The organism is Bacillus sp. FDAARGOS_235, assembly GCF_002073415.2.
GTDB classification, from domain to species: Bacteria; Bacillota; Bacilli; order Bacillales; family Bacillaceae_G; genus Bacillus_A; species Bacillus_A toyonensis.
Map to the genome: position 1 here is coordinate 1,618,476 of NZ_CP020437.2, position 15,060 is coordinate 1,633,535.

At 34.5% G+C, this 15,060-nt stretch carries 15 protein-coding genes; 2 read left to right on the forward strand and 13 right to left on the reverse strand.

Features of this window, described 5'->3' with window-relative positions:
- The first annotated feature begins 92 nt into the window (after positions 1 to 92).
- Together A6J74_RS10005 and A6J74_RS10010 are read left to right on the forward strand one after the other, a co-directional pair.
- Complete coding sequence (locus tag A6J74_RS10005) at positions 93 to 545, forward strand: Lrp/AsnC family transcriptional regulator (RefSeq protein ID WP_001175506.1); 453 nt, start codon at positions 93 to 95, stop codon at positions 543 to 545.
- 253 nt (positions 546 to 798) lie between these two features.
- The gene (locus A6J74_RS10010) at positions 799 to 981 is read left to right on the forward strand and encodes a DUF3913 family protein (RefSeq protein WP_000707110.1); all 183 of its coding nucleotides are present in this window, start codon (positions 799 to 801) and stop codon (positions 979 to 981) included.
- A gap of 39 nt (positions 982 to 1,020) precedes the next feature.
- Here the strand turns inward: A6J74_RS10010 and A6J74_RS10015 are convergent, their stop codons facing one another.
- The 13 genes from A6J74_RS10015 to A6J74_RS10075 form a co-directional block, all read right to left on the reverse strand.
- Positions 1,021 to 2,034 carry a CPBP family intramembrane glutamic endopeptidase gene (locus A6J74_RS10015; RefSeq protein ID WP_001198830.1) on the reverse strand — a complete coding sequence of 338 codons (1,014 nt, stop codon included), beginning with the start codon at positions 2,032 to 2,034 and terminating at the stop codon, positions 1,021 to 1,023.
- Positions 2,035 to 2,387: 353 nt separating this feature from the next.
- Positions 2,388 to 3,164, reverse strand: coding sequence for an ABC transporter permease (locus A6J74_RS10020; RefSeq protein ID WP_000475420.1), 777 nt, complete (start codon positions 3,162 to 3,164; stop codon positions 2,388 to 2,390).
- Positions 3,164 to 4,066 carry an ABC transporter ATP-binding protein gene (locus A6J74_RS10025; protein WP_000528809.1) on the reverse strand — a complete coding sequence of 301 codons (903 nt, stop codon included), beginning with the start codon at positions 4,064 to 4,066 and terminating at the stop codon, positions 3,164 to 3,166. The genes A6J74_RS10020 and A6J74_RS10025 overlap by 1 nt, the downstream gene beginning before the upstream one ends.
- 14 nt (positions 4,067 to 4,080) lie before the next feature.
- Positions 4,081 to 4,872 (reverse strand): hypothetical protein, encoded by a 792-nt coding sequence (locus tag A6J74_RS10030; protein WP_001072489.1) that lies wholly within the window; start codon positions 4,870 to 4,872, stop codon positions 4,081 to 4,083.
- The gene (locus A6J74_RS10035) at positions 4,869 to 5,567 is read right to left on the reverse strand and encodes an ABC transporter ATP-binding protein (RefSeq protein WP_000137712.1); all 699 of its coding nucleotides are present in this window, start codon (positions 5,565 to 5,567) and stop codon (positions 4,869 to 4,871) included. The genes A6J74_RS10030 and A6J74_RS10035 overlap by 4 nt, the downstream gene beginning before the upstream one ends.
- Complete coding sequence (locus A6J74_RS10040; RefSeq protein ID WP_000687523.1) at positions 5,564 to 5,944, reverse strand: GntR family transcriptional regulator; 381 nt, start codon at positions 5,942 to 5,944, stop codon at positions 5,564 to 5,566. Before A6J74_RS10040 ends, A6J74_RS10035 begins: the two co-directional genes overlap by 4 nt.
- Positions 5,945 to 6,137: 193 nt before the next feature.
- Entirely contained in the window at positions 6,138 to 7,520 is a 1,383-nt protein-coding gene (locus A6J74_RS10045; RefSeq protein WP_000537092.1) for a putrescine aminotransferase, read from the reverse strand.
- Complete coding sequence (locus tag A6J74_RS10050; protein ID WP_000886183.1) at positions 7,521 to 9,014, reverse strand: aldehyde dehydrogenase family protein; 1,494 nt, start codon at positions 9,012 to 9,014, stop codon at positions 7,521 to 7,523.
- A 290-nt stretch (positions 9,015 to 9,304) separates the two neighbouring features.
- Complete coding sequence (locus tag A6J74_RS10055) at positions 9,305 to 11,434, reverse strand: sigma 54-interacting transcriptional regulator (protein WP_000491359.1); 2,130 nt, start codon at positions 11,432 to 11,434, stop codon at positions 9,305 to 9,307.
- 145 nt (positions 11,435 to 11,579) lie between these two features.
- Positions 11,580 to 11,828 carry a biotin/lipoyl attachment domain-containing protein gene (locus A6J74_RS10060; RefSeq protein ID WP_000291046.1) on the reverse strand — a complete coding sequence of 83 codons (249 nt, stop codon included), beginning with the start codon at positions 11,826 to 11,828 and terminating at the stop codon, positions 11,580 to 11,582.
- 27 nt (positions 11,829 to 11,855) lie between these two features.
- Positions 11,856 to 12,146 carry an SAV0927 family protein gene (locus A6J74_RS10065; RefSeq protein WP_000762558.1) on the reverse strand — a complete coding sequence of 97 codons (291 nt, stop codon included), beginning with the start codon at positions 12,144 to 12,146 and terminating at the stop codon, positions 11,856 to 11,858.
- 17 nt (positions 12,147 to 12,163) lie between these two features.
- Complete coding sequence (locus A6J74_RS10070; protein ID WP_002105498.1) at positions 12,164 to 13,438, reverse strand: Glu/Leu/Phe/Val family dehydrogenase; 1,275 nt, start codon at positions 13,436 to 13,438, stop codon at positions 12,164 to 12,166.
- A 185-nt stretch (positions 13,439 to 13,623) separates the two neighbouring features.
- Positions 13,624 to 14,973 (reverse strand): APC family permease, encoded by a 1,350-nt coding sequence (locus A6J74_RS10075; protein WP_000521249.1) that lies wholly within the window; start codon positions 14,971 to 14,973, stop codon positions 13,624 to 13,626.
- Positions 14,974 to 15,060 lie beyond the last annotated feature (87 nt).

Here is a 15,060-nt window from a genome sequence, read left to right on the forward strand (position 1 = left end):
AAATAAATGAAGTTCACTTTACATTTCATATGAATCTTAATTCATATTTTTTCTTTACAAAAATTATCATTTTGCTGGAGGTATATTTACAAATGCAACTAGACCGTGTTGATCGAAAGATTTTAAATGAATTATATAATGATAGTCGCCTTTCCATGCGCGAATTAGCAAAGCGAGTAAACTTATCCGCTCCGTCTACTACAGAACGTGTTCGTAAACTTGAAAGTGAAGGAATTATTCAAAAATACACAATCGATATTGATTATAAAAAAGCAGGACTTGTTTTAGATTGTATTTTAGAAATCACTTTAAAAAATGGTGATACAACACGTATGCAACAGTTTATCCAATCTTATCCATCTGCAAGTTTTTGTTACCGAGTAACAGGAAGCTTATGCTACATTGTAAAAATTTCTGTTCCTTCACTCGTTGAACTTGAAGAATTTATCAATGATGTTTCTTCATATGCAACGACAGTTTCTCATATCGTATTATCAGAAGTATCTCTTACTCCAGACATTGAGCATATCTTCCCAGAAAATTAATTTATTTTTATCACGCTATTTGTTGGCAGTAAAACTCCCACCTCAAAATTCAGTTGCAGCCAAAAAGTTAATAGGGAGTCTGGCTACCCGTAAACGCCCAATTGGTGAAGGTTAATAATCGGTGAGGATGAATAAAACTCCAACTCATTAAAGTTTCACTTTATTCACAAAAAATCTAAAAACCCCTTACAAAAAGAATAAAAATAATATATTATGTATTAAAATACATAAAGTTCGAGAAAGGGGCTTTACATTGAAAATCTGGTTTTATGAAAAAACAGCACAATTAGATGACTTGCTTGGTATTTGGGACAATGTTCCGACGATCCCTCGAATTGGTGAAAAAGTGGAGCTTTTAAAAACTGTCCGCACTGTTACAGATATTAAATATGTAAAGAACGGTAATAATTTTCGTGTAGAAATTATTACGAATTAAAAAACATCTCTCCTTTTATACAGGAGAGATGTTTTTTAATTATCTATCATGTGCTTTTTTTATAACGATTTTATCTTCTTCTACAGAAACTGTTACATAATCATTTTCTTCTAACCGAAGCTTATTTACCGCTTCATCTGGTAGTTCTACAGCCATCAATCTATCTGTTACGATCACTTGACTATACAATTCATTTTCTTGTGATGCATTCACTACCTTTTCTTCATTTATGAAGCGCACTGGTGGCACACCCACTTCTTTTACTGTACGCCATTGTTTCCAAACATAAGGAATTAACCAAAGTAACCCAACAACTGTAAGACCGATACCAATCCATAAATTACTTTGTGCTTGTAATTCAGGAATTGAGATTGCAGTATCTTCTTCTCCACCGACAAATTGCATACTTGTCGCAATTAAATTATTAAGAGCATGCACAGCAATATTCGTCCATATATTTTTCGTTTTTATGTATAAAAGGCACATAACAACACCAAACATGAACGCACCAATAACATCAAAGTGTCCTAAACCAAAAATAAGTGAAGATATAATTACAGCTTTTTTAATTCCCCATTTATAAGCCATTCGCTGTAAAAAGAATCCCCTAAAAATAATCTCTTCCATAATAGGTGCTAATACACATGCTGAAATGAAAGTAAATATCGTCATATATATGTTACTCGTATTAATAACATTTCCATCTTCTAACATGGTAACTAAGAAATTCGGTAACGTATGTGCTAATATGTAAAATTGAATATGAGATATACCGACTGAAAAAATCATTCCCATTATCGTTGCTAATAAAATGAGTCCCCATGGTAAACGTCCTGGCTTATCAAAGAAACTTTTAAAAACAACATTATTTTTATTCGCTTTTACGTACAACCAAAATAACGGAAATACAAAAAATACAGTTATTTGTGAAATAACCTCTAACGTGCTATCAGAAACATTTGATAAACCTAATGGAATCATCGTAAGAAACAACCCTATCATCATCCATCCAAAAAAGCTACGTAGTCTTATACGTGAAAATGCATATTGCAATATTGCACACCTCCAAAGATTGTTAAAGTAAAACTTTAATCAGTTATAGGGAACCCTTCTCCTACAAATAGCAGGATAACTATATTATAATATGAATATAGTTGAAAATCTTCCTGTTTTTCTCAAATACTTTCGAGCAACGTATCTCTTAACATATATAATAACGAATTTATTGGATATACCATATCACAGTTCTTCAACTTCGTTACAACTTACATTTGCTGTACTTAAATAGCTGGAGAAGATCCGGTATTCTATCGCTAACAGCATCTCAAATTAACAATACAGAATACTAGAAATGTAAAAAACTATGTAATAAAAATCCCCGTTTTTACAAACGGGGATTTCTTTTATTATAATACGTCACGTTTTTGGAATAATGCACTTGATGCTACAAGTAATACAGCAAAATATGCAGCTAAAAGTAATAATGAAGTTGTAAACGTAAATTCTGCAAATGGTGGCTCCATTCCACCGCTTACCAATTTATTACTGTCGTAAGCTCTTAAATCTAAATGGAAGAATACTACAAACTTCGCTACACCTTTTGCAAACATCATTAGTGCAATAGTAATTGCTCCTTGCAAGAAATATAAGAACAACGTAATAATTAATGGCAATACGGATTTTCTAAATACATTTGCTAAGAAAAAGGCAAGTGTTGCAAAGAAAAATGGCGATACAAGCTGATATAACATCGTTTTTAAAACAATTCCTAACGTTAAATCTGTTTTACTACCATCCATTACAATACCACCAATAATCGTTGCAATGAACATACCAGCAAATATGATAAATAGCATCGCTAATAACACAGTAATATATTTAGAAAATAAAACTGTAAGTCGTTTTCTTGGACGAATTAACAATTGTTTAATTGTACCTTTTTGGAACTCATCAGTAAGAGTACGGGCTGCAAGTGTGATCCCAAAAATTGTTGCGAATAAAACGATTAAACCAATCTCTGAGTTTGCATAATCTAAATACGACCCCTTAAACTCATCACCTTTTCCCCACTTCATCATTGCTAAATTCCCTAAAATTTCGAGTGCCGCAATGACACCGATTAAAATATACATACCTTTTTTCGCATGTAACTTTAAAAATTCATTTTGAATTAATTTAAACATTACGCTTTCACTCCCCCAGTAATCGCTAAGAATTCATCCTCTAACGTTTTATTTTGAACGGTAACACCATATACAAGCACATCAGCATGCACAAGTTTTTTTACAAGCTGTGGAATTCTCTCTTTTGTTACAGATGCCACAATTACATTCTCCTGTGCTTTACCTTTAATAATTTCATTCGCTTTCTGAACTTCATCTACTTCAAACGCTACTACTACTGTCTCATCATGTTTCGCTTGTTCATGTAAGTTGTACTCTTGTACAAACTCACCTTGTTTAATAATTACGACGCGATCACACATTAATTCAATTTCACTTAATAAGTGACTCGATACGATTACCGCGATATTCTCTTCTTTCGCTAGTCGTTGTAAATAATCACGAATTTGGCGAATACCAGCTGGATCTAATCCATTTGTCGGTTCATCTAAAATTAATATTTTCGGCTGATGAAGTAACGCCTGCGCAATTCCTAAACGTTGTTTCATACCAAGTGAGTATGTTTTTACCTTTTTATGAATTGCATGCTCTAATTCAACAAGCTTTACAATTTCAGCGATGCGCTCTTTATTAATAGGTGTAATTGCCATGTTCGCAAAATGCTTTAAGTTTTGCATCCCAGTCATATAATCATATAGTTCCGGATTTTCTACAATCGCTCCAATTTGCTCTAACGCCTTTTCACGTTCCGTGCGAATGCTATGACCACAAATTGTAATATCGCCTTCCGTCATAGAAATAAGACCTGTCATCATACGAATTGTCGTCGTCTTACCACTACCGTTCGGTCCAAGGAATCCGTACACTTCCCCTTCTCGCACCTCAAATGATAAACCTCGAATAATTTCTGTTCTACCAATCTTTTTTCGAACATTTTCTAATTTTACTACTACATTTCCCAATGCCGATTCCTCCTTTAGACTTCTAGTTTTTTGTCGATTATGCGACCTGTAATGACTAGTAATATAATTGTTAATAAACAATTAAAACATAGATTTAAAACTGTAATATCTGTGCCAGAATAGAATGATGTATTTAAAAAGCCATTTTGATCTATAAATCCAATATTATTTATGGCAAACACATACTTTTCTATTTGCTGAAAGATATACGTTATTCCCCCATTAAATGCGATAAAAATGAAGAATAAGACTACGCAAACAATCTTACTCATCGATGATTTCACATTGAATAGCTTCACAATTACTATAATTAAATAAACTGAAACTAGCATATTAACAAAATCTAGTCCCCATAAGAAAATAGATAACATATGATGGAATATTCCATAATCATATAAACTGTGGATCGCTTGCTGAACACCTAAATTTGTTTTTCCATTGTAAATATTTAAAGAAAAATAGTATAGAAAAATGATTCCTATTCCTAGTAAAATCATAAAGAGTAGTACAGAAAATAAAACATTTGCACTTATATACTTTTGTGCTGAAATAGAAGTACAACGTAGCATAGAGTTTTTTAGCATTTTTCGAAAAGACGATATACCTGTTAGAAAAATTGCAAATCCATTTATACCTAGTACGATAAAAAATATAATAATGATTATATCTTGCCTACCTGAAATTCTAGCTCCTGAAACTCCTTTCATATTAAATAAAAGAATTAATGAAACTGTAATAAATCCGAAGTAAATAATGGCTATCTTTCTCTTATTACAATTATACAAATAACGAAAAAGCTGATTCATTTCTCATAGGCCTCCTTAAACAGCTCATGTACTGCTTTCCCTTTTTGAAATCGTAGTTCTTCCACATTTTCATGCAATATTATTTCTCCATCTTTCAAAAAGATTACTTCATCAAATATATTTTCGATTTCTCTTATTAAATGAGTCGATATAAGCAACGTACAATCTTCACGATAAAATTTAAGGATTAGCTCAAGTACATGTTCCCTAGAAACGAGATCTATCCCGCCAAGCGGCTCATCCAGTACGTATAACTTCGCTTTTCGAGAAAATGTTAAAATGATTTGTAGCTTCTCAATCATCCCTTTTGACAATGCTTTAATTTTTTCTTCTAACGGTATTTTAAATTCCGCAATCGTATCTACCGCTTTTTGAATATCGAAGTCTTTATAAAAATCTCGATAGAAAAATAAAGCATCTTTTACAGTCATCCAATCATCAAAGACTGGCTTATCGGACATAAATGAAACAATTTCTTTCGTCTCTAACCCAACTTTTTTACCGTTAATTGTAATGTTACCTTCAGAAGGGTGCTGTAAACCTGCAATCATTTTCAATAACGTCGTTTTCCCGCTCCCGTTATCTCCAACAAGCCCTATAATTTTTCCTTCCGTAATCTCTATGTTTAATTCACGAATCACTGCTTTTAACCCGTATCTCTTCCATAAGTTTTCTATTTTTAATAGTTCTGTCATTCGCTCTCCTCCCTCTTCTCATGTAAGGAAGAACGAAGAATTGAAAGGATTTCGTCTTCTGAAAACCCTAAGTTATCCATTCCATCTATAAAAGAATGAAGTAATTCTTTCGCCATATCTTTGCGCAGCTCCATAATTTTCTCCCCTTCATTCGTTACATATCGTCCCATTCCTCTACGCGTTACAACAACACCATCCCGTTCCAATTCTTGAAATGTTCGTTGAATTGTATTTGGATTTACTTGTAATTCACTCGCTAATTCACGTACAGAGGGAATTTTATCACCAGGCGATAAATGCCCAACTACAATTTCTTTTTTTACGTATTCCATTACCTGAATGTAAATGGGTGTATTTGGAGAAAATTCTATTTTCATTTCTTCCCTCCTTCCGTCTTAGTGTACTAGTTAAATAGTACACTAAGACAGAGTATATGTAAATACTTACAAATAAAATGTAATAAAAAGGCAGTGCAACTTTCGTTACACTGCCTCCTTGCAATCAAAACTAGTACAGTAAAAAATATGATAGTTTTACTAGTTTGAATCCGTATATAATTTTATACAAAAATTACTTTCCTTTTACTTGCGCTAGTACAGATTTAAACGTATTAATAACTGTATCTACCTCTTCATAACTAATTGTAAGAGATGGTTCGATACGAATTGTTTTTGAGTTAATTAACGTTCCAGCAACGAGAATACCTTGATCAAACATTGCCTTTGACACTTCGTAACCAATCTCGTCTTTATGGAATTCAATACCAATCATTAAACCTTGACCACGAATTTCAAAGATTTTATCCTCGTGCCCTTCTGCTGCTTGTTTCAATCCATTTAAGAAATACGCCCCAACTTCAGCAGCACGTTCTGGTAATTTCTCTTCCAATAATACATGGATTGTTGCAATTGCAGCCGCACATGCCAGCGGATTCCCTCCAAATGTTGTTGTATGCATAAATGGATTTTCAAACCAACTTTGGAATACTTTTTCTTTCGCAACGATAGCTCCTGCTGGCATGACGCCTCCACCAAATGCCTTCGCCAGACAAATAATATCCGGCACAACATCATATAATTCCGCTGCAAACATTTTCCCTGTACGTCCCATTCCAGTTTGTACTTCATCGAAAATAAGGAGTGATCCAAACTCATCACAAAGCTCTCGTACTTGTTTCAAATAATTTTCTGGAGGTAAAATAATACCGCCCTCTCCTTGAATTGGTTCTAAAATAACTGCTGCAACATCTTCTCCCACTAATGCGCATGTCTCAAATGTTTTTCTCATCATATCAATATCGCCAAATGGGACATGACGGAAACCCGGAATTAATGGTAAAAATGGCTTGCGGAACATTCCTTTTGCCGTCCCAGATAAAGCACCAAGGCTCTTACCATGGAAAGCACGAGTTGTAGAAATGAAAGTTGTTCGTTCACTATACATTTTTGCTAGTTTTAATGCTGCCTCTACACTTTCAGTTCCACTATTTGTGAAGAAGGCATATTTCAAATCACCAGGTGTAATATCCGCTAAAATCTTTGCAAGAATCGCTCGAAGTGGATCTAGTAAATCTTGACTGTGTAATGCTTGACGCTTTAGTTGATCTGTCACAGCTTTTACTACTTTCGGATTACGGTGACCAACATTGTAAATTCCGAATCCACCTAAACAGTCAATATATTTTTTACCATTAATATCCATAAAACAAGATCCTTCATCAGACCATTCTACTGCCGCAAATTGTCCATCCTTTGTTACTGTTTTTCTATATGCTAGAAAACCAGGATTCACATGCTCTCTAAATCCATCTACTGTTTCTTTTTGAATCCAGTTTGCTTCTTCTTCAGAAACTTTTTCTTTTTCAATTAACTGTAGTACTTTCGTAATATACTCATTTACATTTGAACCTTTTACATCTTGTTCATTCAATTTATTTTCCACGTTCGTTCCCATTTATTTCACTCCTATATTCTTTTTATTTGCAAACCAACCAATAGGTTCTACTTCTAGATTTATATTAATCTGCTTAATTTCTTGAAATTCCTCTAAACCAAACGTTCCTAGACTACGACCTATACCACTTTGCTTATATCCACCCCAAGGTGCCTCATTGTATGTTGGATGATAGCTGTTAATCCACGTAATTCCTGCGCGAAGCTTGCGAATTACACGCATTGATTTCGCACCATCAACTGTAAATACCCCTCCAGCTAAGCCATAATCTGTACCATTTGCTAACTCAATTGCTTCCTGTTCATTTTTAAACTTTTGAATTACTACAACAGGACCGAAAATTTCTTCCTGTACAATGCGCATATCGGGTTTTACATTGACAAAGACCGTTGGTTCAATAAAGAAACCTTCACTTTTTCCACCAGTCAGTATTCGCTTACCTCCACAAGCGATGTCTGCGCCTTCGTCTTTCCCAATTTCAATGTAGCGTAATACTTTTTCCATATGTTCTTGACTTACAAGTGGTCCCATTTCTGATTCAGGATTATCACCAGGCCCAACGTTAATTTGCTGCGCTCGCTCCACAAAACTATTAATAAATTTATCGTAAACGCTTTCTTCAACAAGGATTCTCGATCCTGCTGAACATACTTGTCCGCTACCTGCATAAATACCAAATAGTGCATAATCAATAGCTGTTTCAAAATCTGCATCTGCAAAAATAATATTCGGTGATTTGCCTCCAAGTTCTAGCGAAATCTTTTTCATATTATCTGCTGCCGTTCTCATAATGTGCTTACCTGTTTTTGTTCCACCTGTAAAGGAAATCATATCCACCTTACTACTCGCTGCAATTTCATTTCCTACTATTGGGCCGGCCCCCATTACCATATTAGCAACACCTTTTGGTAGCCCTACTTTTTCAAGGATTTCAAATAGCTTTGTCGCAGTAATTGGTGTCACTTCAGAAGGTTTAAACACAATTGTATTTCCAGCTGCTAAAGCAGGTGCAATTTTCCATACACTCATCAATAGCGGATAATTCCATGGAACAATTAATCCACAAACACCAACTGGCTCTCTTACAACCATTGCTTGCATTGGATCGGCTACATGATATGTTTGCCCATCTGGCTTTGTAATCAATCCAGCATAATAGCGAAAACAAGCCGCTGCATCTCCAATATCTCCTTCTGCCTCACGGTATGTTTTTCCATTATCCATTGTTTCAAGATACACTAACTCTTCCATATTTTTATCAATTTCATCTGCTATTTTAAATAAATATGACGCCCTTTCAGCAGTGGATGTTTCTGACCAAATTCCACTATCGAAAGTCGCTCTTGCCACTTCGATCGCGTATTTTGTATCCTCAATTGTTCCCTCAGGTGCATATGCTATACCCTTGCCATTCGCAGGGTTAATTATTGTTCTTTTTTCTTGATTACTAGACTCTCTCCATTCACCGTTTACATACATTTTTAAATCTAGCACTATATTGAATCCTCCTTTATTGATCGTTTATATATTTATAAGCAAGTTTCATGCCAACATTTAAAACACAAAGGAATCCTATAAAAACTAACTATATTCTTACGTGTAATAAAAAAGAAATATGCGTTGTTGCATACACTATTCCATTTCGCATAAAACAAAACGTATATCAGTACCATTACCATCTTTCATTTTGCTGAAATGTGAGATGATAGTACTTGCCACCCACGAATAGTGGAAAACTCGCTAAACTAACAAAAAAGGAGAGGTCTATGTGACCTTCTCCTTTTTTAGGAATACGAGATTATATCAGTTGGCATTCCTTTTTCACTGACAATCCTTTGATATTTTCGACTCACTGAAGATTGGCTAATGCCAAGAGCTTTTGCTGCCTTAGTCGTTGTTTTATACTGCTTCATTGCAAGTAAAATCAATTGTTCTTCTACAGAATGTAGTGCTTCTTGTAACGGTAATACTCTCGTAATAACTGGTTTTGATTTTTTAAAGTCATAACCGGGGGTTAAAAACTTACTAACAAACTCAGCTTCAATTACTGGATCGTCTGCTGATACTACTAAACGTTCAATCATATTTTGTAATTCACGTACATTTCCTGGCCATGAATAAAACTCTAGTAAGTTAAGTGCATCCGGAGTTAAATGATAGTTTTTATTATATTTTTCATTTAACTGTTGTAAAAAATGAAAAGCGAGTACTGGGACATCTTCCATTCGTTCTCGTAGAGGAGGCACTTGCAATGGAATTACATTTAAGCGATAAAATAAATCTTCACGGAACGTTCCTGCCTCTACCATCTTTTCCAGACTTTTATTTGTAGCGGCAATAATTTGTACATTTATTTTCGTAGGTATTGTACTTCCAATAGGAATTACTTCTTGTTCCTGCAGGACCCTAAGCAATTTCACCTGCAAATGTAGAGGCATTTCTCCAATTTCATCTAAAAATAAAATACCTTGATCAGCTCGCTTGAAATATCCTTCTTTTCCATTTTTATCTGCTCCTGTAAAAGCACCTTTCGTATAACCAAATAGTTCACTTTCTAACAAAGTTTCTGGAATTGCACCACAATTTAATTTTAAAAATGGCTTTGCAGATCGCTTTCCAAGTTGATGAATTGCTTGAGCAATTACTTCCTTCCCGACGCCCGATTCTCCGGAGATAAGAACATTGGAAGAGAAATCTGCTATTTTTTTAGCTTGGTTTATAATTTGCTCCATTTTCGGACTACAGTAAATAAGTTTCTTAAGAAAACGATCTTTATTTTTAAAATCATCTAATTCCTTCTTATATTGCTCTGATATTCTCTTTATTTCATGTAATTCCGTCTTTAATCTCGTAGCTTCTGTAATATCTCTTGAAGCAATAATAATACGATGAAGCTCTCCGTTTTCATCAAATACAGGATTTCCAACTGCCAATATTTTTCTTCCACTTTTTGTTTCTTGTACAACTGATACCTTTTTTTGTTGCTCCAATACTAATCGCGTAACAGATGGACTAAATAACCCTTTCTGTTCTAAGTCTAAAAGGTTTTTACCTAAAAGATCCTTCAAATTACTCCCCCAAAAATCATTAATAACGGTTTCACTGTAACGAATTAATTCCCCTTTATGATTAACAACTAATATTTCATCATAAATACTAGACAAAATTGCATGCAAATCTTTGTTTAAATCCTTTATATATTCAATTTCCATTGCCATGTCCTCAACCATCGGCAAATCTTGTACGATAATAACCATTCCTTCAATATTTCCATCAAAGTTTGGAATGGGACTGTAGTCAACTAATACACCCATCTCATTTGTGATTTGTAATTGATTCAAAATTGTCTTTCCCGTTGCAAATACGTTATTAATATGTCCTTCGTTAAAAATTTGTTCTGCTGGTACATTCATTACTCTTTCAGGTGTAGATTTAATCATCTTCAAACCAGATTCATTGCAATTTACAATTTTCTTTTCACGATCCACTACAAAAATCCCCATTGGAATAGACGTTAAAATAATTTTTAATATATCAACACTCTGATTTTCTTGTTTAAATAGTTCTGCAAAAACATCTTCTCTTCTTATATATCCTATTAACTCATCCATTTCATTTTTCACTATCGCAATCGGCGCTCCAATAATTTGAAACAGAGCTGTTAAAGAAATATTTTTACTAAGATAACATATTGTATCTAGCGAAACTGCATTTGCAAGCAATGCCTTGGAATGTAAGTCCTTACTGTTTGATAGCAGATCCTTGACATGAACGTATGCAAATAATTTCTCTCCCCTTTTTAAAAATAGAAAAGGTTCTTTTATATTTTCAACGTCTATATTCCATTCCTTTTCGGATTGATCGATAGGTAGAGAAACAATAGGTCTAATTTTATTACGAGCAATGGAAAACATTCTGCTATTCCTCCTTTGGGCTACTTAATTTGTATTGTATCATTAAATGCAGATTTTTTTAATTAATCTGAAAACAAAAACATTCTTTCCTTTACTTAATAAAAAAAGGAAGATGAGCACCTCCATCTTCCTCATTGTTCTATCATTAATCACTACCACTAACGAAAAGGTCTTCTTGAATATAAGCTAATACCATACCTGGAATTACTTTATCTCCTGCCTCTACTTCTAAAGAGTGAACTTCTCCGCTACATCCCATCTTAATTACTTCCAGTTTACCATTCATATCTTTAATCGAAAATAATGGCTCCCATTCATAAACTCGAGAATCCTTAACAATAGAAACTTTTTCAATTGTTCCATAGCATGGACTCGTAATAATATCATAGTACATAATCAATCATCCCCTTCTTTTATTCTATTAATATTGCTCTTCTAACCTTTGTGACTGAAGAATCATATAAAAAAAGCTTTGAAACTCTTCTATGTCTTCAATCTCAATTCCTAACCTCGGTGCCCAATATTGTTCCTCTACAATATCTTCTTGACTTAATAAAATCATTCTCCCATTTTGAATAGAGGTAACCATTGCTTTTCCAAGAAACTGTTGTGAATACGTAACAGCTATATCGTAACGATGACTTTTCGACAAAACACAATAATAACCGATTGGTTGTCTCTCCACTTCTTCTAATAAAATATCCAGTTTCATTTGAGCCCTCCTTTAGGTTAAAAATGCAACCAACCTCTTAGGCGCGATGCTTCTACAATCTTACGAACTCCTTCAATATAAGCAGCAATTTTCATATTTACTCCAAAGTGTTTTGAAGTGTCAAGTACGTTAGAAAAACTAGATGTAATTTTCTCCTTTAAACATTGATCAACATATCGCTCTGTCCAATAATATCCTTGATTATTTTGACACCATTCAAAATAAGAAACAATAACACCACCCGAGTTTGCTAAAATATCTGGAACAACCAAAACTCCCTTTTCTTCTAACATCGTTATCGCCTCTTTTGTTGTTGGACCATTTGCAGCCTCAATGATAATCTTACATCCAAGCTTTCCTGCATTATGTTTCGTAATGACTCCCCCAATTGCCGCTGGAATGAGTACATCACATTCTTTTTCTAACAACTCCTGATTAGAAATTGTTTTACTAAAGAGATTCGATACTACACCGAAAGAATCTCTGTTTTCTAATAAATAAGGAACATCTAAGCCGTCTGGATTATAAATTCCTCCTATAGCATCTGATACCCCAACTACTTTCACACCAATATCATATAAATATTTCGCCAAATACCCTCCAACATTCCCAAATCCTTGAATAATAACTCTCATATTTTGTAGTGGAATTTGTTTTAACTCACTTACTAACTGAAGCGTATACAATACACCTTTAGAAGTTGCTGTTTCCCGTCCTTGTGATCCTCCTAGCATTAATGGCTTCCCGGTTATAAAGCCTGGAGAGTCAAACTCCCTAATATGGTCATATTCATCTAGCATCCAAGCCATAATTTGCGCATTTGTGTACATATCAGGAGCCGGAATATCTTTCGTCGGTCCCACAATTTGACTTACTGCCCTTACATACCCACGACTCAATAACTCTAATTCTCTAAAACTCATCTCCTGTGGATTACAAATAATCCCGCCCTTTGCGCCTCCATATGGCAGTCCTGTCACTCCACATTTCAAGCTCATCCAGCCAGCAAGTGCTTTTACTTCTTCTGCCGTAACATCTGGATGGAATCTAATACCACCTTTCGTTGGCCCAGCTGCGTCATTATGCTGAGCACGATACCCTTGAAATACCTTTGTTGTTCCATCATCCATACGAACAGGAATACTTACTTCTAAAAAACGCATTGGTTTTTTCAGAAATTCAAATACTTCGTCTGGATAATGTAAAAAATGAAGCGCCTCTTTTAATATAGCTTGAAATTCCTCTAAAGGATTTTCAACCTCACCTGTATGTTTTTCTGACTGAATCGGCACGATAACACCTCGCTTTTTATTTTTACTAATTATACAAAGCAATAATCGTGCCAAGTGAAAATGCTACGGTAATCATATTGTGTCACCCTCCTACTTATGATGCTTTGAATGACTTATGCAATACTGCATGATTATTAAATATAAAAAGCAAAAGACATCGGGATTTATCCGATGTCTTTTGCTTTTTACATTTCCTGCACTTCTTCAAAATGCATTTGCGGAGGAGCTAAGCGGAACATATTTGTAATATATAAAAGATATCCCATTCCAATAGCAGCCCAGCAAATACCGAGAATAAGTGAATGAACATTGAGATTAAACCATAGTACTGCTACAGTACCAGCACCTAAAATAGGCATCACTAAAAAATTTAAACAGTCTTTTATCGTTTTATATCTTTTTTTCTTAATTACATAGTAGGAAATTACAGATAAATTAACAAATGTAAATGCAATAAGCGCTCCAAAATTAATAAGTGATGCTGCCGTTTCTAAATCAATGAATATCGCAGAGAGTGAAATAACTCCTACAATAATAATGTTATATACTGGCGTTCGCCAACGAGGATGAATGTATCCGAATATTTTTTTCGGAATGACATTATCTCGACCCATTACGTACAATAATCTAGACACACTTGTATGAGAAGCTAAACCAGACGCGAGTGTCCCCATAAGCGTTCCTACTAAAAAGAAAGCTTGAAATAGTTTTCCACCAACATATAGCGCAATTTCTGGAGACGCTGATTCTTTATCTTTAAATACAGATGTATCTGGAAAGAAAGATTGTGTAAAATACGTAGTTGTAATGAATAAAACTCCACCGATTAAAGCAGTAAGAAAAATAGCCCGAGGTATTGTCTTCCTCGCGTTTGGTGTCTCTTCCGAAAATGTAGTTACTGCATCAAAACCTAAAAATGAAAAACAAAGAATTGTTGCACCTGCAACTAACGGTGATATTTGTATATCTGATTGAAAAAACGGCTGAATGGAAAAAACTTCTCCTGTTCCCTCTCCCGCTAATAAACCTTTTATAACTAGAAAAACAAACACGGCCATTACTAGCACTTGAAATATTACTAAAAACGTATTGAAGTTAGCAGTAACATTTACGCTAATAACATTTATAAGTGTAATCAGTAGAATAAAACCAATGACCCATATCCAATTAGGAACACTTGGAAAAAATGCTGACAAATAAATTCTCGTTAATAGTGCGTTCACCATCGGCAGAAACAAATAATCCAATAATGCGGACCATCCAACAAGAAACCCAAGTCTTGTACTAATTGTTTTCTGTGTATACGTATAAGCTGATCCTGCGGTAGGAAAAACCTTTACCATTTTGCCGTAGCTTGCAGCGGTAAACAACATCCCTGCTAATGCAATCAAATAAGCTCCTGGAACATGCCCACCTGTTTTTTCCGAAACGATTCCAAACGTATCAAATCCAACCATCGGTGTCATATACCCGACCCCTAGCATAACAATTGACCAAAGCCCTAACGAACGTTTTAAACCAACTACTTTTCCCACCTATCATTCCCCCTACTTTCTCTATCTCATTTTCATTTGAAAATCGACAGCGAAAAGGAAACGCTTTCAAATAGCTGTATACATCAC